Here is a 24,384-nt window from a genome sequence, read left to right as displayed (position 1 = left end):
ACTTGTCATACAAATGGTTGCAGCCTTTCTTCAAGCATCTCTTCGGTAATCTCTCCGATGACGATATCGACAATAATCCCATCTTCATTTATAAAATACGTGGTGGGCATGCCATCCGTCGGCGGGTAATCATCCGCAAATTCCCCCTCTTCATCAAAGGCGATTGGCATCGTAACAGGGTTTTCATCTAAAAATTCCACGGCATCCTCCGGCCTTCGCTCTGTCGTCGTCATATTGACGGCGACAACATTCACCCCGTCGTTTTCGTAAGTTTCATGCACTTGATCAAGGACGGGGAACTCACGTATGCAAGGCTCACACCACGAAGCCCATAGATTCAAAACAACAAAATCGCCATCAAAGTCAGACAAGCTTATGCTTTCGCCATCTACGTCGGGTAATTCAAACGCGGGGGCTTGTTCCCCCTGGTTGACACCGACCGGAGGAGAGGATATATTTTCATAGACGATCGCACCTATGATAATGACGGCAATGAAAACTACTAAAGCGCTGATCCATTTTTTCATCAATATTTCCACCCTATCCGTTGCATTTTGAAAGGAGCCTTTCTCTTTATGAGTATTATTGAAGCAATCATCTTTGGCATTGTCCAGGGACTCACTGAATTTTTGCCGATTTCCAGCACCGCCCATATTATAATTTTGCAATGGCTGTTCGGGACGGATTTTGAAGGACTCACATTTGAAATTATTTTACACGTTGCCTCCGTGCTCGCGTTATTGCTTTTTTTCCGCCATGATGTGATCGCCATCATCCGCGGATTTTTTCGATTTCTATTGCAAAAAGACAAAAATGAACGCGCTTCTTTTTTCTTTGGTTTATATCTGCTTATGGCCACCGCAATCACCGGTGTACTTGGGATTATGCTGGAAGATTATGCGGAAGCATTTTTAAAAACACCGCTTGTCATCGGTGGAGCCTTACTTTTAACCGGCATTTTTTTATTAATCATTGAAAACATCCATTATCGATATACCCGTTCGGTAAACGAGATGAATCTGATGGATGCTGTCATTATCGGCCTTGCGCAAACACTTGCTGTTATCCCGGGGGTTTCGCGATCGGGATCCACGCTAATCACGGCCCTTGCGGTGGGGATTGAACGAAAAACAGCCGTGCGTTTTTCCTTCCTGTTGGCCATTCCTGTTATCGCCGGTTCCTCTCTCCTCGCGATCGGAGATATCTTTCAGGGAGGTTTTGCCGAAGGTCATGCAGTTGCGCTCATCCTCTCATTTATCGTTACATTTGTTTTCTCGCTTATTGGCATCAAATGGTTGATTCAGTGGTTGGAAAAAAGTAAACTGTATTATTTTGCCATCTACTGCTTCGCGATCGGCTTCGTCGTCATCTTCTTCCTTGATCCGGCTACCGTTTGATACCTTTACTTTATCGGATCGACAATGCCATTTTCAAGCTATTTGTCCACACGAATCACGCCGGCAACTGTTCTCCGCCGGCGTGCTCGTATTAACCAACATACCTTTTCAATATGCGGTCCACACTGCTCCCATACATTTCTCCAAACATATTTAAATGGACCAAAAGAAAATACAATTGGTAAATCGGCATGATTTCCTCTTCTTGTGCCTCCCGTTTGATTTTTTCATGGTAACTGTCCATCGTTCTTGCCGAATAGCCACCAAAGAGCGCCATCATTGCACGATCAAACGCCGGGTCTCCGTAAGAAATGGCAGGATCAATGACGTATGGGGCTCCACCCGGACCGGCGAGCCAATTCCCCGCCCATAAATCCCCATGCAAAAGGGCTGGATACGCCGGCTCGGACAGCCACTGATGAAGATTTTCCACAAGTTGGTGGGCTTTTTTCTTCCGTCCTTTCGGCAAGTGTCCCCGTTTATTTGCTTCGTTCAATTGCGGAAGCAATCGATAATCTTTGTAAAAATCAATCCATCGTTCCATCCAGGCATTGTACTGCGGCAATGTGCCTATAAAATTGTCTTCATCAAAACCGAACGATTTCCCTTTTTCGCTATGCAAATCAGCGATGAGTTCCCCGAGTTTTGCTTCTGTTCGCAGCGCAAGGTTTCCTTCGACCCATGCCAACAGCAAGTAATGATTACCAAAGCGCACAACCTCCGGTACATTCACCCCTGCGATATTTCCGAGAATGGAAAGCTGTCTTGCCTCTTTTTGAAAAAAACGTGAGGGAGGATTTTCATGGCATTTTAAAAAATAGCGACTGTTTTTCGAACGGATTTGAAACGCTTGATTCATATCGCCGCCACTCACCGCCATGATGAAGGCACCTTCATCGATTCCGGCTTCTTTCAATACATTCGCGGGAATCACAGCCATTCGTTTTCTACCTCTTCGAGAAGAGATGCGCAAGCTTCATCGACCATATCATACACTTCTTGAAAATTGCCGGTGAAATACGGATCAGGCACATCGCTCTCCTCCCTCTCGGAGTAATCAAGAAGACGGACGATTTCTACCTTTTGCGTTTGTTTCCGCAATGTTTGTAAAAACCCGAGATTTTCAGCATCCAATGCCACCACAATGTCAAAATTGTCCAGGTCTTCTTTCACGACTTGGCGTGCGATCAATCCGCTTGCATCAATCTCATTTTCAGCCAGAATGTCCATCGTCCCCTCGTGGGGAGGCTGCCCAACGTGCCAATGCCCCGTACCCGCCGATTCAATGTGAAGCTGTTCGCTTAAACCATGATCGGTTACTTTTTTGCGAAAAATTGCTTCCGCCATTGGCGAACGACAAATATTTCCTAAACAGACAAATAAAACACGAATCATTTCCCACACCTCTTTACATATATAAATTCAATAATAATCCGCGAATTTCATCGACTCGCGCCAAAATGTCCAAATGGCCGGCTTCATTTTCAATCATTTCCTCGGTTAGCCTCATCAGTTTTTCATCGACTTCCGTAACGATTCTGAAAGCATTTGTTCCCGGGCGATTGAACCCGCGCCTGTCTTCGATTTGCAATCCATTGCGGACGATCTCGTCCATAAAGTTTCTGATTCGTTTTTTATATTCTCGCAACTCTTTGGCAGTCCGAAATTCCGCTAACATTTTCCCTTGGTCTTCAACGGTAGCCATCGCCGCGTGCAACCGATCAGCGTAGACAGATTGGCGCTGGTGGTTCATTATCTCTTGAAACGACGGAGACCGAGGCCTTTGATTCGAAGGCGCGGCTGTAGATTTTCTCATCATGTGTGAAGAAGTATTCGTTTTCCCGAGACGTTCAATGTCCAATGGGCGTCCCCCTTTAGAAAAGGCTTATCGCCAAGGATGGCGAAAGTCAACGTCTTTCTTATTCTATCATCCGAACAATTTATACTTTCTGATAGTGTAAATTGACAGGCTGAGGCGCTTCTTTTTACTCATTATGAAACAGCATAGGGCCAGGTTATTGACACAATATATGTATGATCACCTTAATTTTATCATAATTGTATGGGAAAGGGCTTGGTTTTTGCCATATTTAAGCTAAAGTTCTCCCCGTTAAGCACTTGAGGAAATCGTTGAAAACTCGTAAAATAGCAATAACAGAATATGTACGTTGGAGGGATAAGCAATGCCTCGCAGTTTGCAAAAAACAATTGTTTTCGTAATGATTTTTGTGTTGGTGGTAGGCACATTCTTAGCCGGATTCGGCGCCATGATTTAAAACGAGAAAGGGATTCCTTTCTCGGCTGATAAAATAAGTATAGTTCAACCTTCCTACCTGCATAAGTGCAACTAAGGCTTTTCGCCATAAAAGTTTGTCGAAAAGCCAAATTTTCTACTTGTTTAACACTCCGTTTGCTCGTGCAATATCTTCTATTTCTTGTTCGGGTTCTGTGCCGATCCATATTTTTGTTCCAATCGGCACTTGATCATAAAGATCGTTCACTTCCTCATTATGCATACGAATGCACCCTAAAGAAACATTTTCGCCGATCGTACTGCTATCGTTCGTCCCGTGCACGCCATACGTCCGTCCGTCGGTGTTGCCCGCGTCAAAGCCGATCCAACGGCTTCCAAGAGGGTTATCAGGATCTCCGCCTTCGATATCTTGCGCTCGATAGTAAGGTTTCTCTGCCTTCACAATCACCGTAAAGATGCCTTCAGGCGTGTCTTTTGCATCTTTTCCCGTTGCTACGTCGTACACGTTGTCCAATTCGCCATCCTCTACCCATCCCAATTCATTCGTAGACTTGTTAACGATAATAAATGGTTCCCCAGGAAAGGGTTCCACATCCATCGGCCACAAAGGAGCAAAAAGAAAAATAGCCGCAGCCAAACATTTGAACAACATACCGTACCTCCCTACGTTGCATACACCATTCTTGCTTCTTTATTATTCTCTTTTTTTTTACAGAGTATGTGCCCCTTTTGCCGAAAATAAAAAAGATCTCCAGTTCGGAGATCTTTCGTTATGTATTGGCGCGCCTACCAGGATTCGAACCTGGAATACGAGAACCGGAATCTCGCGTGATATCCATTTCACCATAGGCGCCCTAAACAGACAATTTTTATTATAGGAGGAGAAGGACGCCCTGTCAAATGCTAGAGTTGGAGGTGAGTGATTGGAGATTGGGGGCGAGAATTATTGTTGTTCCGATTCTTCTTCCAACATGGCGTGGAAGCGGTCGTTGATTTGTTCATCATTGTAACCAAGGGACTGCAACCGTTTCGTGAAGTTTTGCGCCCATAATTTTGCACGTTCACGCATGCGTTTATATTTTTTTGCCTCTTTCCCTTTACGGTTTTCCTTGAAACGATTTTCAGCGTTCGAAGCGATGCTTTCAACTACGAGCAACCCTTGCCAGATTTGTTCTTCTTCAAGATCATTTCCGTGTTCCTGAAGGTAGTCAATGACTTTCTTGTAGTAATCCTGAAATTCCTGGAATTCAATTTCGCCTTCCATATTTAAATAAGCCTGTACTTGTTGATATAAATCATTCATCCGTTTGACACCTCTTATGTACGTGGTTAGAAAACTTGGCTTTTCGCCAAGCTCTTATGGCGAAAAGCCTTAGTTGCACTTATGCAGGTAAGAACGTTGATGGCTCTTCACCAAAATCTATCGTTGATAAAAGTGAACACTTAGGATAGTGACTAGCCAGCGGAGGAAAAACACAGAGACTCCTGTGGGAAAGCGCAGAGAGAAGACCCCGCAGAAAAAAGCGATTTCTTTTTTTTCGAGAAGGCTGACCTGCTAAAAGCGAGAAGCCGCTATCGGCGGCTTCACGAGCAATGATCATCAAAAGCAGCTTCCAATTTTTGCACGACTTCGATCGGTTCATGCCCTTCAATTTCATGGCGCTCAATCATCGTTTGAATCTCCCCGTCTTTCATGAGTGCAAACGATGGAGAAGACGGTCCATAGCCTTCAAAATATTCACGTGCATGGTCGGTTGCTTCTCGGTCTTGTCCGGCGAAGACGGTCACAAAGCGATCGGGTTTGGTCTCATAATTTTGCATATAGGCAGCTGCCGGACGTGCAATTCCACCTGCGCACCCGCATACGGAATTGACCATCACCAATGTGGTCCCTTCATCTTTAAATGTTTTATCTACTTCATCAGGCGTGCCTAAATGTTCATAGCCTGCCTCTGTCATCTCATCGCGTGCCGCTTGTACGACATCATTCATAAAATATTCAAACTGCACGAGAAATTCTCCTTTCCTAATGGGGATATGTTCACCCATTATTGTACCGATTGTAAACGGAAAACTCAAATCCCATGCTTATATACTGGAAGTGAGAGGGGAGAGAACCTATTGGATGCGATTGACCAAGACCCGGTCATCAATGAGGCACTTCATGAGGACCGGAAACGCTGCGTTTCTTCGCTTTCGGGTTCCATGGGGCGTTCATGACGACCCTACGGGCTACGCATTCTCAGTTTCAGGCTCCATGACCCGTTCATGGTCTCCATTTGCTAGTTTTTTCCTTTTGCGGTGCCATGGAGCCCACCCCCTACCCCTTTCGCTTTTAAATCCCTTCTCCGCTAAACTGTTCCAGCTGTTCTTTCACATAGGCGAGGAACCTTCCGCAAATCAATCCGTCCAGCACGCGATGGTCGAGAGAAAGACAAAGGTTGACCATATGGCGCACGGCAATCATATCGTCTTCTTTCACAACCGGGCGTTTGACGATGGATTCCACAGAAAGAATCGCTGCTTGCGGATGGTTAATGATAGGCATCGACTGCACGGAGCCGAAGGCGCCCGTATTGTTTAACGTAAACGTCCCTCCACGCATATCAGCGCTCGTTAGCTTCCCGCTTCTCGTCTTCTCGGCAAGGGTGTGCAAGGATCGCGCCATGCCCCGAATATTCTTTTCATCGGCATTTGCGATTACGGGAACGTAAAGCGCTTCCTCGGTGGCGATAGCCATCGAAAGATTGATCTCCTTTTTACGAATAATATGATCACCTTGCCAGGTCGCGTTAAGTTCCGGATATTTTCGAAGCCCCGCAGTCACCGCTTGCATGAAGAAAGGCATAAACGTTAACGGGAACCCTTCCTGTTTGCGAAACGCTTCTTTTTCTTTCTCGCGAAAGCGAACGATATTGGTGACATCCACTTCGACCATCGTCCATGCATGGGGGATTTCCTGTTTACTTTGACTCATGTTTGCAGCAATTGCTTTGCGCACGCCGGTCACAGGAACAATTTCATCGGAAGGAGCTCCCCCTTCCGATGAAGCCTTTTGTGTTTCTGGCTCTGAAGCTGACGCTTTCGGCACCGTTTTTTCCTCTGTTCCTGATTCCACTACTTTTTCCACATCTTTTCGGGTAATGCGTCCGCCTCTGCCCGATCCTTCGATCGCATCTAAATCAATGCTATGTTTTTGTGCCAGGGAAAAGACGGCCGGGGAATACCGCTTTTTTGGGGACTGTCCTTCTGACTGTTCTTCTTGTTGGGCCGCTCGTTGCTCCCTTTGCGGTTCATACTCCGGAAGCTTCTCCTCTTTCGCGGCATCCTCCGTCTCGATATAGGCCACCACGTCTCCGACTTGCACCGTCTGGTTTTCCTTTGCAACAATGTCGCTTATCATACCCGTGTAGGAAGAGGGAACTTCCGCATTGACTTTGTCTGTGTCCACTTCCGCGATCGGTTCATATTTATTCACTTTGTCCCCGGGATTCACGAGCCACTGGGTGATCGTCCCTTCCGTTACACTCTCTCCCAGTTGAGGCATAGCGATCTCTTTTTTCATTGGAAAGCACCTCCTAAAATCCTGCCAATTCGCGAATGGCATGCTCTACTTTTTCCGCGTTCATCATGAAATACTTTTCCAACGGGGGCGCGTAAGGCATCGCCGGGACATCGGGGGACGCAAGACGCCGGACGGGCGCGTCAAGGTCAAACAAACAATCTTCGGCGATCGTCGCCACAGCTTCATTCAACACACTGCCTTCTTTGTTGTCTTCACTGACGAGCAAAATTTTCCCTGTCCGCCGGGCAGCGCTGACTACGGCTTCACGGTCCATCGGATAAATCGTGCGCAAATCAAGCACGTGGGTGGATATCCCTTCCGCTTCCAATTTTTCCGCCGCTTCCAGAGCAAATTGGACGCAAAGGCCATACGTTATGACGGTCACATCCTCGCCTTCCCGCTTCACATCTGCCGTCCCTATCGGTACCGTATAATCATCATCAGGAACTTCTCCCTTAACCAGTCGATAGGCTTTTTTATGCTCGAAAAACAACACGGGATCAGGATCTCGAATCGCTGCTTTTAGAAGCCCTTTAACATCATATGGTGTCGAGGGGATCACCACTTTCAACCCAGGCGTACTGGCAAAAAGCGCTTCCACGGACTGGGAGTGATAAAGCGCTCCATGGATCCCTCCACCGTAGGGTGCGCGAACCGTCATGGGCACGCTCCAGTCATTATTCGAACGGTAGCGGATTTTCGCTGCTTCCGAAATAATCTGATTAAAAGCCGGGAGCATAAAATCGGCAAATTGCATCTCTGCCACCGGGCGCAGTCCGTACATAGCAGCTCCGATGCCTACACCTGCGATTGCTGACTCTGCCAAGGGGGTATCAAGCACCCGGTTTTCGCCAAATTGTTCATAAAGCCCTTCTGTTGCGCGAAATACACCGCCCTTGGCAGCTACATCTTCACCGAGAACGAAAACCCCGTCATCTTTTTCCATTTCCTCTTTTAATGCTGCTGTAATTGCACTGATATAATTACTCGTCGCCATTGTACGCCCTCCTCTCTTACTCGTAATACACGTGGTCCAACGTTGTTTCTGCTTCCGCGTATGCTGCCGATTCAGCCGCTTCTGTTGCCTCATCGACCGTTTTTTGTATTCGTTCATGGATGTCTTTTTCTTCTGCATCCGCCAACAAGCCGTGTTCTTTTAAATAGTCGGCAAAGGTTATAATGCCATCTTTTTTCTTGGCATCGTCCACTTCATCCCGCTCGCGGTATGAACGGTCGTCATCGTCACTTGAATGCGGGGTTAGACGGTAGGACATGGTTTCAATCAATGCCGGTCCGCCCCCTTCGCGCGCGCGGTCGGCAGCCTTTTTGACCGCTTCATAGACAACGAGAGGATCATTGCCGTCCACGGTTTCTCCGTGCATTCCATACGCGTGCGCCCGATCAGAAACACGTTCACAAGCGATTTGGCGGTCCACGGGGACTGAAATCGCGTATTGATTGTTTTCACAGAAAAAGATAACCGGCAAACGGTGAACACCTGCAAAATTCGCAGCTTCGTGAAAATCTCCTTGATTCGAGGACCCTTCGCCAAAAGAAGTCAGACAAACAAAGGGATCATTTTTAATTCTACCGGCAAGAGCAATGCCTACTGCATGGGGCACTTGGGTAGTAACAGGCGATGACCCCGTGACGATTCGATGTTTTTTGCTGCCAAAGTGGTTCGGCATTTGTCGTCCCCCGGAATTGGGATCTTCTGCTTTGGCAAAGCCGGCCAACATTAAATCTTTCACCGTCATGCCAAAGTGCAGGACCATCCCTACATCCCGGTAATAGGGCAGAAGGTAATCTTTTTCTGCATCCAGCGCCATTGCCGCCCCCACCTGTGCTGCTTCTTGCCCTTGGCAGGACACGACGAACGGAATTTTTCCGGCTCGGTTTAATAACCACATCCGTTCATCGATTTTGCGAGCGGTGAGCATCATTTTATACATATTCAACAATTGGTCATGATTTAATCCCAGCGTCTCGTGTTTAGATTCACTCATCGTTGCCCTCCTCTATATATGAATGGCACGTCGATCTGCATGAAGTGCCGCTTCCTTAAACACTTCAGATATACTCGGGTGCGGATGCACCGCCTCTGCCACTTCCCAATCGGCTGCGTCCAACAGCATGGCAAGTGCTCCTTCCGAAATCAGCTCCGTTGCATTCGTTCCTATCATGTGAACTCCGAGCAAGTCGTTGTTTTCCGCGTTGGAAATAAATTTGCAAAAACCTTCCGCATCCCCGTTAATAAGTGCTTTTCCAATCGCGCGGAGCGGAAACGTGCCGATTTTCACTTGAAAGCCTTGGGCCTTTGCTTGTGTCTCGCTTAAACCAATGGATGCAACTTCCGGATGACTGTACGTGCATCTTGGCATTTGCCGTTCGTTTAATCCTGCGGGATTTTGCTCATTCATATGTTCCACTGCAATGATTCCCTGATGAGAAGCCACATGGGCGAGCTCATACCCGTGTGTCACATCACCGATGGCGTACATGTGCGCTTCTTTCGTCTGCCCCCAGTCATTGGTGATGATCTTGCCGTCTTCAGTTTCAATTTCCGTATTTTGAAGTCCGACATCGGAAATGTTTGCTTCCCGGCCGATGGAGACAAGCAGACATTCTGCAGCAAAGGTATGTTGTTCTCCATCCATCTGCGCCTGCACACCTACATATTCATGTTCAACGTGCATATCTTCTGTTTGTACTTCCGCATTTAAACAAACGCGGACACCTCTCTTTTCCAACTGTTTTTTCATTTCAGCGGAAACATCTTCATCTTCACCCGGAAGCAAGTGATCTTGCGCTTCCAATACAGTGATTTCTACCCCGAAATCAATGAGCATGGAAGCCCATTCCGTCCCGATCACCCCGCCCCCGATGATCGTCATCGACGCAGGTAATCGTTCCATGAATAATGCATCGTCTGACGTCATTACGTTTTCATGGGAAAAATCTATCCCTTTGAGACGTCTGGGTTGTGACCCGGTCGCAATAAGCACGTGATTGGGAATGAGCACTTCGTTTTCCGTGCCATCCTTGTATTCGATTGATATACTGCCGGCACTCGGTGAAAAAATGGAAGGTCCCAAGATACGCGCATAGCCTTCGAAAACTTTAATCTTTTCATTTTGAAGCAATTGTTGAACGCCGGTATGCAGCTGATCCACGATCGCCTGTTTCCGAGTCTGCACTTTTGAAAAATCAAGTTTCGCACCTTCCGTCTCAACACCAAACGCTGCCGATTCTTTTACTTCTCTATACACTTGTGCACTTCGCAACAGGGTTTTGCTCGGGATGCATCCTTTGTGAAGGCAAGTCCCGCCGAGAGCTTCTTTTTCAACGATTGCAACCCGGTTTCCGAGTTGGGCGGCACGGATGGCAGCAACGTAGCCTCCGGTTCCCGCACCGATCACGACAAGGTCATATTCATCGGCCATTGTATACCTCCTCATCTATTTTTTAACGCCTGCATACGATGATATCAGGACAAAATATCTTTTGGATCTTTGACATACGTTTTCCTTGCTTTGCGAACATTTTCGATCCGTTCTACGGCAAGTTGATTGGCTGCATGGTGCGTAGGCACCCCGTCCCGTTTTGCAATCTCAAACACCTTTGCCATTTGTTCATATAGACTTTCAACACTTCTCATGGCACGCTCCTCGTTGTATCCTTGTAATTCATCAGCCACGTGAATGACACCTCCCGCGTTAATCACATAATCCGGAGCGTAAAGAATGCCTTTTTCATGAAGGGCGTCACCATGACGTGCATGATGCAACTGATTGTTTGCAGATCCTGCGATGATCGATGCGCGGATGCGATCCATCGTTTCATCATTAATAACCGCCCCAAGGGCACATGGAGCAAAAATATCGCACTCCACATCATAAATCTCTTCCGTGCCGACAGCGCGAGCCTCAAATTCTTTAACTGCACGTTGCACGGTTGGCTCGTGAATATCGGTTACTACGAGATTCGCTCCATCTGCATGCAAATGTTTGCACAGATGATAAGCGACACTGCCGACACCTTGAATAGCCACGGTTCTGCCCGATAGTGAATCCGTGCCGAACACTTCCTTTGCACTCGCCTTCATTCCCACATACACGCCATATCCGGTCAGCGGGGAAGGATTTCCGCCTCCACCCGGTGTGGCAGGCGAACGTCCGGTTACATAATCGGTCTCCAAATGAATCGTATCCATATCCGGCTCTGCCATCCCCACATCCTCGGCTGTAATGTAACGACCGCTCAAGCCTTGAATATAGCGACCGAATGCCCGCAGTTTCGATTCGTTTTTCTCATGACGGCTATCTCCGATGATAACCGCTTTTCCTCCTCCCAAATTAAGGCCGGCTGCTGCGTTTTTATACGTCATGCCTTTTGCCAGCCGCAATACATCGACGAGCGCTTCTTCCTCGTTTTTATACGGCCACATCCTCGTCCCTCCCAATGCAGGTCCGAGGGTCGTATCATGTATAGCAATAATCGCTTTTAACCCTGAAGATTCTTCTTGGCAAAAAACGACTTGTTCAAAGTTTTCTTCCGACATATGTTCAAATAATTTCACGGCGGAGACCTCCTTAAAGGATGATGGCTTATTAGAAAACGTAGCTTTTCAGCAAATTTTTATGGCGAAAACTTGGGTCAACACTAAAATCAATGGTTGATATTCGTGATTAAATATGGTAACACCACTAGCGAGCGAAGGAAACACACGTAGACTCCTGTGGGAAAGCGCAGGGCGAGTAGGCTGAGCTCGGGGCCCACGGAAAGCGTAGTGTTTTTCCGTAGCGGTCACTACCAATCATAATTGCCCCTAGTTTGTCAGCCATAGATTTTGGTGAAGAGCCGAAAACTTTAGTTTCACTTTATGCAGGATAAGAAGCTCGCTTATCTGCTAAATAAAGAATGCAAAGGTGATGCCAAAAAATGTTTCCCATGGCGCGGCTCCCACAGAAAGAAGCCTGCAATTTCTTTCATGCCATGATAGTTATTGCATGCCATTTTTTTCACTATCGGAATAGATTTCACCATTCTTGGCGATTGAGTTACGTTTTTCCAATAATCCCCTGTTTCTCCAGTTTATAATACAGGTTTCGTACGGAAATTCCCAGTGCGCGAGCCGTGGCGGTCTTATTTCCACGGTGCTCGGCCAAAGCAGCTTTCAGTTCTTGTTGTTCATAAGCGGCCATGCGCTCGGCTAAACCTCCGTTCTGTTTTCCATGTGCATGGACCGGGGGTTTGTAGGATTCCTCGTTCGACAGAGGGGGCAAGTGTTTAGCCGCCAATTCCTGATCGAGATAGTTCATATGGATAACCGCCCGTCCGAGAATGTTTTCCAGTTCACGCACATTTCCCGGCCACTCATAAGCGAGCAATTGTTGCATCACCTGATCCGTTATCGTTAATACAGACCGGCCATACGCTTGATTGATTTTATGTAACAAATAATGGCTTAACTCATGAATATCTCCCCGTCTCTCTTGTAAAGAAGGAATAAAAATCGGCATTTTGTTCAATCGATAAAATAAATCTTCGCGAAAATTTCTCTTCCGGATGGCTTCTTCAATATGAATGTTTGTAGCAGCAATGATGCGGACATTCACCGCTATGGCTTTCGTCCCTCCCACACGTACGATTTCCTTCTCTTGGAGGACACGCAAAAGTTTCACTTGTGTTTCGTTCGGCACTTCCCCAATCTCATCGAGAAAAATGCTGCCATCGTGGGCTTCTTCAAATAGCCCGCGTTTTCCTCCCCGTTTCGCACCCGTAAACGCGCCCTCTTCATATCCAAATAATTCGCTTTCCAGCAATGCCGGGGATAAGGCCGAACAATTCACGCGAATAAAAGGTTGATAGCGACGTCCGCTTTCATTGTGAATGGCATGGGCGAATAGTTCCTTTCCTGTCCCGGATTGGCCGCGAAGCAGTACATCGACCGGTGTTTGTGCACTTTTAAACGCTTGTTCCTTGGCGAAGGCAAGCGCGGGGGAAGATCCAATAATATCATCAAACGTATATTTTGCTTCCAATCTCCGAATCCGTTGTTTTGCCTTTTCCAATTCATTGGTTAACGCACGAATTTCAGAGACATCATGAAGGACACCGACGCTTCCTTTCAGTTCCCCATTTACGAGAAGCGGTGCCACGTTCACGATCACGTCTTTCTTATGAGGTCCCACCTTCATTTGTGTCCCTCGAATCGGCATTCGCGTATGCAAGGCACGCATATGCATGCTTTCTCCTTCAAAAATGTCTGCAGTCGCCGGTTTGCCAATCACATCTCGTTCGTTTAGCCCTGTCAGACGAGAGTACGCAGGATTAACCATCAAACCTTGGGCCTCTTCGTTTACAACCGAAATGGCCTCATCAGAGGAATGAATGATTGCCTGCAACAACTGTTGCACGCTTTCCAAATCCGTAACTTTCGTGGCCATGTCTACCATATCCGTAACATCCTGAAAAACAGCCAATGCGCCGGCAAAGTTGTCATTGATCCACAGCGGGATCCGTGATGTGACGATTTGGCGTCCATTTGCAAACGTCTGTTTTTGATTGGATTCCATTGCACGTGTTTTTAAGATTCGCGGAAGTTTACTTTCCGGCATGACCGAGCGAATCAAATGTCCGATCGCTTTTTCACGATCAATCCCGGTCATGCGTGCAGCTGCTTGATTAAAAAGAAGGATCTTCCCGTTATCATCAACCGCGATCATTCCATCATGGGTGGACTGAAAAACCGTATGATGCAACCGTTCCTGATGACTGAGCGTAGCAATCAATTCATCTTTTCCAACGAGCAGCTGATAGAGCAAATGACAAACATGGGCAGGCACGACAGCCGTTTCTACACCTACGTGCCTTTGCAAGTCGGTTAGTGCAAAATCATCCCCCGTCGCTTCGAAAACAATGTTCGGTGCCGGTAACAACTCTTCATATAATGTAAACGCATTGCGGCTCGTTTTCAAACCGCGAGCTTGAGCGATACGCATTCCCTCTGCTTCCGGATCAAGATCGGCCACACCGACTACTTCCATATAATCGAGACCGTCCATCATCCCGAGTAGTGCTGTGCCCCCTTTTCCACCTCCGACGATCATTGCCCGCTTCAACTTCCCCACCCCAATCGAAAAGGATTTCTCCTTTTACTATCCTTGATTTTTTCGTGATATGCAAGGAAAAAATGGGACATTGGCGGCAAACATGTTAAACTAGAGAAAGTTACAGCGATCCACACTGAGAAAAGAGAGGATAAACGATGCGGCTCGTTGCACTTATCATATTACTGATCCCTGTGTTTTTCGCCGGCTTGGGCATAAAGTGGATGCGAGATGTGCTATTCTCCATCCTTCATAATCCATTCCCTAACTACGCGCTCCAATTCACAAGCGGGCTTGTGCTTTTCATCGCCGGGTTAGCGTTTATCGGCGGCTTTATTTTTCATCGCGATCGTAAAAACAACAAAGTTTCCCCCCGTTTTCGTTAGAGAACTTAGCTTTTCGCCAAACTTTACTGGCAGAAACCTTCGCCCACCTTATGCAGGCAAGAAAGTTGATTGATACTTTCTTACATGCCAAGGCAAACGTTTTTAAAGTCAGCCGTAAACGCTTGATGTCGTCCGAACCAAACCAAAACTGCATAAGCCCCCCATTTTTCTCACAGTATGACACGCACGGTCAATGGGTTGATTTTGTTGAAAGAGCGTTTTGTGAGGAATCATTCCTTCTGTCGCCTATCGCCATCTGTTTGCCATTAGTATGTCCAAAACCCGGATGCTCAAAAAACGTATATGTGAATTTAAAATTGGGTCAACACTAAAATCAATGGTTGATATCCGTGATTAAATATGGTAATACCACTAGCGAGCGAAGGAAAAACACGTAGACTCCTGTGGGAAAGTGCAGGGCGAAGACCCCGCAGGAAAAAAGCGAACTTCTTTTTTTCCGAGGAGGCTGAGCTCGGGTCCCACGGAAAGCGTCGTGTTTTTCCGTAGCGGTCACTACCAATCATAATTGCCCCTAGTTTGTCAGCCATAGATTTTGGTGAAGAGCCTTAAAATTTGCATTTTATATTGTAACAGAATTGGGTGCGCCGACGGGAGACGCCTGCATTGGGCCATATGGGTTTCGGAGTGTCCGCTTTTTGCGGGCACTCTTTTTGCTTATTGAACTTGTCGGTACCCCGTCAAAATCAGATAAGGGTCCCTTTTCTGCACAAAAAACCTCCCACATATCGGATATATCCAATACATAGAAGGCGTTTTTCCGTATCAGTCGCGGATACCACTACAGAAATTCACTGTTGATTATTCGCTAAAAATACCGTCGTCACACTGCTTAGCTCACCTTATGTTCGATTCGCAATTTATCTGCCACCATTGCAATAAATTCTGAATTGGTTGGTTTTGCTTTTGACATGCTTACCGTATATCCAAAGTAATGGGAGATGGAGTCGATGTTTCCGCGACTCCAGGCAACTTCTATCGCATGCCGGATCGCTCTTTCTACACGGCTTGCCGTTGTATTGTATTTCTTGGCAATGTCCGGGTACAATTCTTTCGTGATCGAACCGAGCAATTCGATATTGTTATACACCATTGTTATCGCTTCCCTCATGTACATATAACCTTTAATATGCGCCGGGACACCAATTTCATGTATAATGCCGGTTATTCGCTGATCCAGATTAATGCTTGGTTGTTGTTTCATGTTGCCCAGCTCTTTGTTTTGTACGGATACGGTTACTTGCGGAGCCGGTTGTCCGCTCAAGTCCCTGATCGTCTCAATAAGCATGTCCATGTCAAACGGCTTTAGCACATAATAAGCAACACCTTGATCCACCGCTTTTTTCGTCACATCTTCCTGGCCAAACGCGGTTAACATTAAAACTTTGGGCGACTTTTCCGTATGATTGTTTTGTAATCGGTCCAAAACGGCGAGGCCGTCAAGATATGGCATGATGATATCAAGAATAAGTACGTCCGGTTTCGTTTCCTCGACAACCTGCAGGCAGTCTCTGCCATTATAAGCCACACCCGAAACCTCCATATCTTCTTGCAGGGATACATATTCTTCCACCATTTGCACTAGATCACGATTATCATCAGCAATACAAACTTTGATCGGTTCCAATTAATTATGCCTCCTTCAAAAAATAACTTGTTCAAAACCCTCATAGTTGATTATCCATAAATTGAAATTAAAATCAATCAAATAACTGAATTTACTTTATTATCTATAATAATCCGTCAAAATTCTTGGTAAAAAGAACCGTTATGACACCCTTTTGTCGAAAATTCTTTGCAGAAATAAAAAAAGGCAGCCGAATTAGCTTGCCTTTCTTTCTTCTTCCATATCGATTCCGGCTTCATCCAACATCCATTCGATATGGGAACCGTACCCTGCGGTGGCGTCGTTAACAAATACATGTGTAACGGCACCGATGATTTTATCATCTTGGATGATCGGACTGCCACTCATTCCCTGCACAATGCCCCCGGTCTTCTCAAGGAGACGATCATCGGTTACTTTTAAGACCATTCCCTTTGTCGCTGCGTGTTTTTGTGGCGATGAACGGATAACTTCAACATCAAACGCTTCAACTTCTTCGTTTTCCACGACGGTCAAAATCTTCGCCGGTCCTTCTTCCACTTCTTCCGCATATGCAATTGGCATCGGTTCCTGTTCTTCATTTTCCAAATCATGTCCTTCATTTAATTGCCCATAAATGCCGAACGTGTTGTTTTTCGTAATCGTCCCGAGCACATCTTGTTTATTGGCAACGGATGCTTGTTTCTCACCGGGAATACCGTTTTTCCCTCTTTCAATCGATTTCACGGATGAACGTGTGATCTCTCCTTCATGAATGGAAACCGGTCGTTTTGTGTCTACATCAGAAATCACATGGCCCAATGCTCCATATTGCCCCGTGTCCGGATCAAAAAAAGTCATCGTTCCCACACCGGCGGACGAGTCGCGAATGTACATCCCCAGTTGCTTCGATTCCTCGGAAGCCGTGACACTTGGTTCCACGTCTTTTACTATTCTTTCTCCATTGCGAATAAGTTCGATTTGAATGGCTTTCGAATCATCCGGGGAATTTAATATGGACGTAACTTCCGTCAAATCTTCAACCGGCTGTTTATCAATCGTGACGATAATGTCCCCTTTTTGGATTCCTGCCACTTCAGCAGGCGATTGTTGCCCTTGTTCCGTATGAAGCGCGTGGAAGCCGACAACCATGACGCCTTGTGCGCTTAAACGTACACCGACGGATTGTCCCCCCGGGATGACCTCGATTCTTGGCTCTTTGTTTTTCGTTATATTTTTGATCGGTGTGGAACCCGCCGTTACCTGAATGGCATCTTCTTTTTGATTTTCTACCGAAAACATGGAAGGCACTTTGTTTTCGAAGTTTTCTGTGGCAGAAGTTTCCTCACCGGGTGTCATTGTCAGTTGGTCAGGAAGCTGTATCCACGATTGTACCGGCTGCAAAAAACCTAAACTCATCACAGCGATGAGTAAGATTGCGCCTAACATTTTTCTTTTTCTGTCGGATTTCACCCACGCTCACACTCCTCACTCCCGCCCGCACATCGCGTTTGTACTTATAATGTTGCCTTGCGGGAGCCGGATTATAACTTGCAGCAAATAAAAATACCGACCTTAACTGGTCGGCATTGCGAATTCATGGCAGTATACAGTTGGTTTAACAGATCATGGTGTTGCAATGTTCAACAGTTCACGCGCATTTTCTCGCGTTGCTGTTGTTACCGCGCTTCCCGAAAGCATACGTGCCACCTCATTGACCCGTGCTGTATCGCCGAGTTCGGTAATCGTCGTGTGTACACGTCCTTTTTCTTCCTCTTTGGCGATATGCATGTGCGTGGATGCAAGTGCCGCAACTTGCGGCAAATGGGTAATGCAGAGCACTTGCGTTTCAGCGGTAGCAATCGCAGCGATTTTTTCGCCAATGGCTTGCGCGACCCGTCCGCTTACCCCTGTGTCCACTTCATCAAAAATCAACGCCGTACGCTGCGATGAATGTGATAATATTCGCTTTAGGGCGAGCATGATTCGGGAAATTTCTCCGCCTGACGCGATTTTTGCCAAAGCTTTCTCCGGTTCGCCGGCATTAGGCGACATGTAAAACTCGAGACGTTCTTGCCCATCCCTTGTAAATGTTTTTACCTGGCCATCGCATTGCACTTCCTCTCCTTGAACCGGAGCTTGAAAAAATACGGAAAACCGCGTTTTTTCCATAAACAAATCGGCCAGTTCGCGTTCGACTGCTTCCGAAAGCGTTTTTGCAGCTTCCTTCCTCCCTATTGTAAGGGCATTGGCTGCAGAAAAAAGATCGGTGGCTTTTTCGTTTAATTTCTCTTCATAGTGGCGGATGTGCTCATCCAAATTCACAAGTGCTTCTTGTTCCCGGGCGATTTCATCGGCAAATGTCAATATTTCTGTAATCGATCCCCCGTATTTACGCTTCAGTTGTTCGATTTCGGCCAATCGGCTTTCGATTTGCTCCAATCGAGCTGGGTCAAAATCGAGTTGGTCAATGTGGTCTCGGATGGAATAAGAGGCTTCTTCAATCATATAAAAACTGGAATTCACTTGTTCGCTCGTTTGCATTAACGCCGGGTCTATATCGCTAGCCTCTTTCAGGTGGCTAGCGGATTCTCTCACCCACTGCAATCCTTTCCCCTCATCGTGCAAATACGTATAGGCATATTGCAGAAGCTCGTAAAGTTTTTCTGCATGCGCCAACTTATAGCGTTCTTGTTCCAACTGCTCGTCTTCATCAGGATCAACTAATGCTGCCTGTTCAATTTCTTCCAGTTGGTATTGAATGAGGTCGAGCCGCTGGATATTTTCACGATCGCTGTTGCGTAAGCGTTGCAATTCATTTTTCATCGACAAATACGCATCATAGTGATCTTCATATTCGGATTTTAGCGCAAACAATGTCGAATTGGCATATGCATCGACCATTCCGCTATGCTTGTCCATTTGCAACAATTCCTGATGTTCATGCTGCCCATGAATATCCACCAATGTTTGACCAATCGACCGTAACGTCGTCAATGTAACAAGATGCCCATTAACCCTGCAGACGCTCTTCCCTTTCCGGGAAATCTCTCTGCGCAAAACGATCATTCCCTCTTCACACTCGATGCCGGCAGATGCCATTCGTTCATAAGCTAAATGGTCGTTCGACACGATAAACAGACCTTCAATTTCCGCCTTTTTACTGTCATGGCGCACAAAATCTACAGATCCGCGGCCGCCTGCCAACAAGCCGAGAGCGTCGATAATGATCGATTTTCCAGCACCTGTTTCCCCGGTAAGCACGGTTAGCCCCGACCCAAACGGGATCGTCAGCTTCTCGATGATCGCAAAATTACGAATCGTTAGTTCTTCAAGCAATCCTAACACCTTCTTTTAGAAAAACCTGGCTTATTGCCATTTTTTTCCTATAACCTCATAGCATCCCCAAAATCCGATCGGTAAGCACGGGAGACTCTTTTGCTTTTTTACATATGATGAGGATCGTATCATCCCCACAAATCGTCCCCATAATATCTTCCCAACTCAAATGATCAATCAATGCCCCAATTGCGTGCGCATTTCCGGGTAATGTTTTCAGCACAATTAAATGCTCGGAGTAATCAATGCTCACAAAACTGTCGAAAAGATGTTTCTTCAGCTTTTCCTCAGGGTTAAAGCGTCTGTCTGCCGGGAGACTGTATTTATAACGCCCGTCCGGTGTCAATACTTTTACGAGATGCAATTCCTTGATATCTCTGGAGACGGTTGCTTGGGTTACGTTAAACCCAGCTTCCTGTAATTGGAAAACAAGCTCTTCTTGTGTGTCTACTTCTTGTTCATTTATAATTTCACGGATTTTTACGTGACGTTGTCCCTTAGTCATTGAATCCACCCCATAGAAGTGTTCGTTGCCTTTATTATACCTGCAATTGTATAATTATGCTACTCAGAGGGAGGATTCACCGTTTTTGCAATGCATTCAACCGGAATGGCTTTTTTAGCATCCGTTTTACGCAAATAAAGCAAATACTCGACATTTCCACCGCTGCCTGTAATCGGGGATACATGCAAGCCGGCAGGTTGCAGGCGGGAGACGATGCTTACTTCCATCACGGATTCAATCACACGTGAATGAACCGAGCGATCGCGAACGACCCCCTTTTTCCCTACTTCCTCTCGCTCTGCTTCAAATTGAGGCTTTATCAAAACACATGCCTCTCCACGTTCAGGCAAAATTTCACTCACTTTTGGCAAAAGGTGCTTCAATGAAATGAAAGACACGTCACAAACAACAACAGCCGGAATTCCATGGACAAAATCCGACTGCTCTGCATACCTGAAATTCAGGCGTTCCAACACATGCACACGAGGGTCGGAACGCAACCTAAAATCCAATTGATTGTAGCCGACATCGACGGCATACACGCTTTTTGCCCCGTGTTGAAGGGCGCAATCGGTAAATCCTCCCGTAGAGGCACCGACATCGAGCACGATTTTTCCTTCCACCTTGATCGGGAAGACTTGTAATGCCTTTTCAAGCTTGCGTCCGCCACGGCTCACGTATGGATGGATATCTCCTTTCAGATAAAGCGGTAGCTCAGGGTCCAGCTTCATCCCCGGTTTTTCTATTCGTTCTTTGTCCGTGTATACGAGGCCGGCCATAATCGACCGCCTCGCTTTTTCACGTGAAGAGAGTAACCCTTTCTCAACGAGTAAAACATCCGCTCGTTCTTTTTTCATGCGCGTTGTTTTTTCCTCGGAACCATTTCATAAATCGAGTTTGCGGCCTCATTTGCCGTAAGCCCCAATTCTTCATACCAGTTGTTCGGGTTTCCGTGTTCGATATAACGATCGGGAAGGCCTATTCGTTTTACCTGCAATCCAATATGCTTTTGATCGTTTAAATATTCGAGAACGGCGCTTCCGAACCCTCCTTTTAAAACGGCTTCTTCCATCGTTAAAATCGGAATGTTTTCCTGGGCGATTTGATCCAGCTGTTTTTCATCCAATGGCTTCGCAGAATTGGCATTCACGACACGAGCAGAAATCCCGCGTTTTTTCAACTGTACAGCCGCTTCTTTTGCAATCGGCAACATTGTGCTGAACGCAAGGATTACAGCATCGTTTCCTTCTTGTTCCACCGGCCATTCCCCGACGGGCAAGGTTTTTAACTCCTCGTCCATCTCAACGCCGAGTCCATTCCCCCGCGGAAAACGAACGGCCATCGGTCCATCATCGTTGGCGACAGCGGTATGAATCATATGCTGCAACTCATTCTCATCTTTCGGAATGACGATCTTCATATTCGGCAAATGTCTAAGATAAGCAATATCGAAGACACCCTGATGCGTCTCCCCGTCTCCGCCGACGAGTCCGGAACGGTCAATGCCGAAAACAACGTTCAGATTTTGACGGCAAACGTCATGAACGAGTTGGTCATATCCCCGTTGTAAAAATGTCGAATAAACACCGAACACAGGCTTCATTCCCTGAGTGGAAAGACCGGCAGACATCGTTGTCGCGTGTTGTTCCGCGATCCCCACATCAAACATGCGCTCCGGAAATTTCTTTGCGAATTGATCGAGCTTTGTACCACCCGGCATCGCCGCTGTCAAAGCGACAAGCCGTTCGTCTTTTTCCGCGATCTTCGCAAGTGTATCGCTAAACACAGCACTATATGCGGGCGGACCCGATTTCTTTATCATATCTCCGGACTCTATTTTGTATGGTCCGGGACCGTGCCAGGCACCACTCGCGTCTTCTTCGGCAGGTTTGTACCCTTTCCCTTTTTTCGTAACCACATGCAAGATCACAGGCCCCTTCGTACGTTTTGCATAGGTTAAGTTGCTATGGAGCTCGTCAAAGTCGTGGCCATCGATCGGTCCGAGGTACGTAAAACCCATTTCTTCGAAAAAAATACCGGAGACGAGCAAATATTTAACACTGCTCTTCAACCGATCGGCAGTTGCGCTTAATGCGCCGCCGAAAGCCGGGATTTTTTTGACAAAGTACTCGAGATCCTCTTTCGTTCTGCGATAACCACCTGTCGTGCGCAAACGACCGAGCATGTTATGCATTGCACCAACATTTGGCGCAATGGACATTTCATTATCATTCAAAATTACGGTCATATCCGTTTGTTCATGGCCAATATGGTTCATGGCTTCCAATGCCATGCCCCCGGTTAGAGCTCCATCTCCAATAACGGGAAGGACATTGAAATCTTCGCCTTTCAGATCCCGGGCCGTAGCCATTCCCATCGCTGCAGAAAGGGAAGTTGAACTATGGCCCGCTTCCCAAACATCGTGTTCACTTTCGTCTCGTTTCGCATATCCGCACAAACCTTGAAATTGCTTTAACGTATCAAAACGATTCGCTCGTCCCGTCAAGATTTTATGAACGTATGTCTGATGTCCCACATCCCAAATGATTTTATCCTTCGGACTATCATAAAGTTTATGGAGCATAAGCGTTAATTCCACAACACCCAGGTTTGGCCCCAAATGTCCGCCTGTAACGGATAGTTTGGAAATTAAGAACGAACGAATATCTTCGGCAAGCTCGTCCATTTGTTTGCGTGATAAACTTTTCAGGAACCCGGGATGCTGAATGGTTTCCAAATCCATGCGCAAGCCCTCGCTTTCGTTTAATTCTATCTACTGTTACTTACACGTTTTTTATATCTTAAAACAAACAACCGATCGTTTACAAATCATCCTGTCGGATTCTCTTTGTCCTCCTTTATCCAGGTGATAAGCCCCCGCAATTTCAGAGGTCGGATTTCGGAGACCAGAGGTCGGAAAGGACCTTTTCAGGCAGTGAGGAATGGTCTTCCGATTTCCGGCTTCCGATGTCTGACTTCCGGAAACGCGAGCGACTAACGCCCCGATTCGTTCAACTAACCATCAGCGAGAGGATGAAAAAGCCCCTCTGATGGAAGTTTCACTTTATACCATTTGAAATTTGTCCTGGAACAATGTATGCTTCTATTTTACTTCTAACAAAGCAAAAATGCTACCTGTACGGTAGCACTTTCTGAATTCGTGATATAATTATCATTTTAACGATCCCTATCCTCAATATAGGAAAGGACGGAAAAAAGATCGGGAGCGGGTACGGAAAGGGATCGTAACATATGCTCGGCCTTTTCCATATGGTTGCGTAATTTATGCTTTGCCTCGCTTAGGGAAAGTAAACTCGGGTAAGTGCTTTTGCCATTGTTTTCGTCACTCCCCACCGGTTTTCCAATCGCCGATTCGTTCCCCTCTACATCGAGGATGTCATCTTTAATTTGAAAAGCGATGCCTACTTCCTCTGCGAATGGCCTAAGCAGTGATATGTCTTCCGGTGGCGCTCCTCCGATCACTCCACCTGCTTCTGCGGCAAACTTCAACATGGCGGCGGTTTTATGCCGATGGATCCATTCAAGCTCTGCGAGCGTAACCCCTCGGTTCTCAGCTTCCAAATCAGCTATCTGACCTCCGACCATTCCGGTTGCGCCACTCGCTTCCGTCAAGCGCCGGGTTAAATACAAGGCATCACGGGGAGACAGTTCTTGTTCATTTATGTTTCCGAGCAAAGAAAAACTCTCTGTTAAAAGTGCATCCCCGGCGAGGATCGCCAACGCTTCCCCATATACTTTATGGTTGGTCGGCTTGCCCCGCCTCATATCGTCATTGTCCATGCTCGGCAAATCATCATGGATAAGCGAGTACGTGTGCACCATTTCAATGGCGGCTCCCAGTTTATACATTTCACCATTGACAGGCTTATAACTGCCGGCAACCGCAATCAGCAGGAGTGGGCGAATCCGTTTCCCCCCCGTGCTTAACGAGTAAAGCATCGCTTCCTTTAACCGGGGCGGCGCCTCTAAAGCTTCTACGTGTGCCTTTATCGTTTTCGCCAGAAGCGGAATGTGTGTTTCAATCAGCTGGTCGAGTCTTTCTTTTGTCAATCCAAAACCAGATTCAAATGCGCGGAAGCCCACTTTTTGACCCTTGGCCACAGAAAAAATGGGAGGGGACGCAAAAGTCTGTTTCTCTCCTTTCACAGCATATCCCGCAAACGTCTATGCAGACGCTCGGCTTCCTTTTTAATACTTAAAAC

23 protein-coding genes and 1 tRNA gene are annotated in these 24,384 nt (G+C 46.7%); 3 read left to right on the top strand and 21 right to left on the bottom strand.

The window, feature by feature from the left end:
- Positions 1 to 5: 5 nt before the first annotated feature.
- A complete protein-coding gene (locus tag HUG20_RS07815; protein ID WP_200089846.1) occupies positions 6 to 527 on the bottom strand; it encodes a TlpA family protein disulfide reductase in 522 nt (173 codons plus the stop codon).
- Between the two features lie 48 nt (positions 528 to 575).
- Here HUG20_RS07815 and uppP point away from each other — a divergent pair, with 48 nt between their 5' ends.
- Entirely contained in the window at positions 576 to 1,397 is an 822-nt protein-coding gene (uppP, locus tag HUG20_RS07810; protein ID WP_200089835.1) for an undecaprenyl-diphosphatase UppP, read from the top strand.
- Between the two features lie 91 nt (positions 1,398 to 1,488).
- Here the strand turns inward: uppP and HUG20_RS07805 are convergent, their stop codons facing one another.
- The 3 genes from HUG20_RS07805 to HUG20_RS07795 are packed head-to-tail and all read right to left on the bottom strand — an operon-like array spanning position 1,489 to position 3,258.
- Complete coding sequence (locus HUG20_RS07805; protein WP_200089827.1) at positions 1,489 to 2,337, bottom strand: fructosamine kinase family protein; 849 nt, start codon at positions 2,335 to 2,337, stop codon at positions 1,489 to 1,491.
- Positions 2,328 to 2,792, bottom strand: a complete 465-nt coding sequence (locus tag HUG20_RS07800) for a low molecular weight protein-tyrosine-phosphatase (protein WP_200089825.1) — start codon at positions 2,790 to 2,792, stop codon at positions 2,328 to 2,330. The genes HUG20_RS07805 and HUG20_RS07800 overlap by 10 nt, the downstream gene beginning before the upstream one ends.
- 13 nt (positions 2,793 to 2,805) lie before the next feature.
- Entirely contained in the window at positions 2,806 to 3,258 is a 453-nt protein-coding gene (locus HUG20_RS07795) for a YaaR family protein (protein WP_200089823.1), read from the bottom strand.
- A 322-nt stretch (positions 3,259 to 3,580) separates the two neighbouring features.
- On the opposite strand from HUG20_RS07795, the gene prli42 reads away from it, so the two are divergent.
- Complete coding sequence (gene prli42, locus HUG20_RS19965; RefSeq protein ID WP_200089821.1) at positions 3,581 to 3,673, top strand: stressosome-associated protein Prli42; 93 nt, start codon at positions 3,581 to 3,583, stop codon at positions 3,671 to 3,673.
- Between the two features lie 114 nt (positions 3,674 to 3,787).
- Here the strand turns inward: prli42 and HUG20_RS07785 are convergent, their stop codons facing one another.
- From HUG20_RS07785 to HUG20_RS07740, 10 genes are all read right to left on the bottom strand, one after another.
- Positions 3,788 to 4,303: a L,D-transpeptidase gene (locus HUG20_RS07785; protein ID WP_200089814.1), complete on the bottom strand. Its 516-nt coding sequence runs from the start codon at positions 4,301 to 4,303 to the stop codon at positions 3,788 to 3,790.
- Positions 4,304 to 4,429: 126 nt separating this feature from the next.
- Positions 4,430 to 4,504, bottom strand: a tRNA-Arg gene (locus HUG20_RS07780).
- 90 nt (positions 4,505 to 4,594) lie between these two features.
- Complete coding sequence (locus HUG20_RS07775; protein WP_200089812.1) at positions 4,595 to 4,954, bottom strand: hypothetical protein; 360 nt, start codon at positions 4,952 to 4,954, stop codon at positions 4,595 to 4,597.
- A gap of 281 nt (positions 4,955 to 5,235) precedes the next feature.
- Positions 5,236 to 5,700: a BrxA/BrxB family bacilliredoxin gene (locus tag HUG20_RS07770; protein WP_200089811.1), complete on the bottom strand. Its 465-nt coding sequence runs from the start codon at positions 5,698 to 5,700 to the stop codon at positions 5,236 to 5,238.
- Between the two features lie 286 nt (positions 5,701 to 5,986).
- Complete coding sequence (locus tag HUG20_RS07765) at positions 5,987 to 7,216, bottom strand: dihydrolipoamide acetyltransferase family protein (RefSeq protein WP_200089807.1); 1,230 nt, start codon at positions 7,214 to 7,216, stop codon at positions 5,987 to 5,989.
- Between the two features lie 13 nt (positions 7,217 to 7,229).
- Complete coding sequence (locus HUG20_RS07760; RefSeq protein WP_200089805.1) at positions 7,230 to 8,213, bottom strand: alpha-ketoacid dehydrogenase subunit beta; 984 nt, start codon at positions 8,211 to 8,213, stop codon at positions 7,230 to 7,232.
- Positions 8,214 to 8,229: 16 nt separating this feature from the next.
- The gene (locus HUG20_RS07755; protein ID WP_200089803.1) at positions 8,230 to 9,222 is read right to left on the bottom strand and encodes a thiamine pyrophosphate-dependent dehydrogenase E1 component subunit alpha; all 993 of its coding nucleotides are present in this window, start codon (positions 9,220 to 9,222) and stop codon (positions 8,230 to 8,232) included.
- A 12-nt stretch (positions 9,223 to 9,234) separates the two neighbouring features.
- Positions 9,235 to 10,659 carry a dihydrolipoyl dehydrogenase gene (lpdA, locus tag HUG20_RS07750; RefSeq protein WP_200089801.1) on the bottom strand — a complete coding sequence of 475 codons (1,425 nt, stop codon included), beginning with the start codon at positions 10,657 to 10,659 and terminating at the stop codon, positions 9,235 to 9,237.
- A gap of 44 nt (positions 10,660 to 10,703) precedes the next feature.
- Positions 10,704 to 11,777, bottom strand: coding sequence for a Glu/Leu/Phe/Val dehydrogenase (locus HUG20_RS07745; protein WP_200090429.1), 1,074 nt, complete (start codon positions 11,775 to 11,777; stop codon positions 10,704 to 10,706).
- Positions 11,778 to 12,276: 499 nt separating this feature from the next.
- Positions 12,277 to 14,340: a sigma-54 interaction domain-containing protein gene (locus HUG20_RS07740; RefSeq protein WP_200089799.1), complete on the bottom strand. Its 2,064-nt coding sequence runs from the start codon at positions 14,338 to 14,340 to the stop codon at positions 12,277 to 12,279.
- 146 nt (positions 14,341 to 14,486) lie between these two features.
- Between HUG20_RS07740 and HUG20_RS07735 the strand changes: the two genes are divergently transcribed.
- A complete protein-coding gene (locus HUG20_RS07735) occupies positions 14,487 to 14,714 on the top strand; it encodes a DUF2627 domain-containing protein (RefSeq protein ID WP_200089791.1) in 228 nt (75 codons plus the stop codon).
- An 850-nt stretch (positions 14,715 to 15,564) separates the two neighbouring features.
- On the opposite strand, the gene spo0A is transcribed toward HUG20_RS07735, so the two are convergent.
- The 7 genes from spo0A to HUG20_RS07700 form a co-directional block, all read right to left on the bottom strand.
- A complete protein-coding gene (gene spo0A, locus HUG20_RS07730) occupies positions 15,565 to 16,359 on the bottom strand; it encodes a sporulation transcription factor Spo0A (RefSeq protein ID WP_200089788.1) in 795 nt (264 codons plus the stop codon).
- A 195-nt stretch (positions 16,360 to 16,554) separates the two neighbouring features.
- The gene (gene spoIVB / locus HUG20_RS07725) at positions 16,555 to 17,790 is read right to left on the bottom strand and encodes a SpoIVB peptidase (protein ID WP_246476575.1); all 1,236 of its coding nucleotides are present in this window, start codon (positions 17,788 to 17,790) and stop codon (positions 16,555 to 16,557) included.
- Positions 17,791 to 17,943: 153 nt separating this feature from the next.
- Positions 17,944 to 19,656: a DNA repair protein RecN gene (gene recN / locus HUG20_RS07720; RefSeq protein ID WP_200089786.1), complete on the bottom strand. Its 1,713-nt coding sequence runs from the start codon at positions 19,654 to 19,656 to the stop codon at positions 17,944 to 17,946.
- A 55-nt stretch (positions 19,657 to 19,711) separates the two neighbouring features.
- Positions 19,712 to 20,161, bottom strand: a complete 450-nt coding sequence (gene ahrC, locus HUG20_RS07715) for a transcriptional regulator AhrC/ArgR (RefSeq protein WP_200089784.1) — start codon at positions 20,159 to 20,161, stop codon at positions 19,712 to 19,714.
- Positions 20,162 to 20,220: 59 nt separating this feature from the next.
- Entirely contained in the window at positions 20,221 to 21,018 is a 798-nt protein-coding gene (locus HUG20_RS07710) for a TlyA family RNA methyltransferase (RefSeq protein ID WP_200089782.1), read from the bottom strand.
- Entirely contained in the window at positions 21,015 to 22,904 is a 1,890-nt protein-coding gene (gene dxs, locus HUG20_RS07705) for a 1-deoxy-D-xylulose-5-phosphate synthase (protein ID WP_200089780.1), read from the bottom strand. The genes HUG20_RS07710 and dxs overlap by 4 nt, the downstream gene beginning before the upstream one ends.
- Positions 22,905 to 23,338: 434 nt before the next feature.
- Positions 23,339 to 24,232, bottom strand: coding sequence for a polyprenyl synthetase family protein (locus HUG20_RS07700; protein ID WP_425504111.1), 894 nt, complete (start codon positions 24,230 to 24,232; stop codon positions 23,339 to 23,341).
- Between the last annotated feature and the right edge of the window lie 152 nt (positions 24,233 to 24,384).

The organism is Salicibibacter cibi, from assembly GCF_016495865.1.
GTDB classification, from domain to species: domain Bacteria; phylum Bacillota; class Bacilli; order Bacillales; family Marinococcaceae; genus Salicibibacter; species Salicibibacter cibi.
The sequence above is the reverse complement of the archived record's forward strand: the minus strand, read 5'-3'. Positions and strand labels throughout refer to the sequence as shown.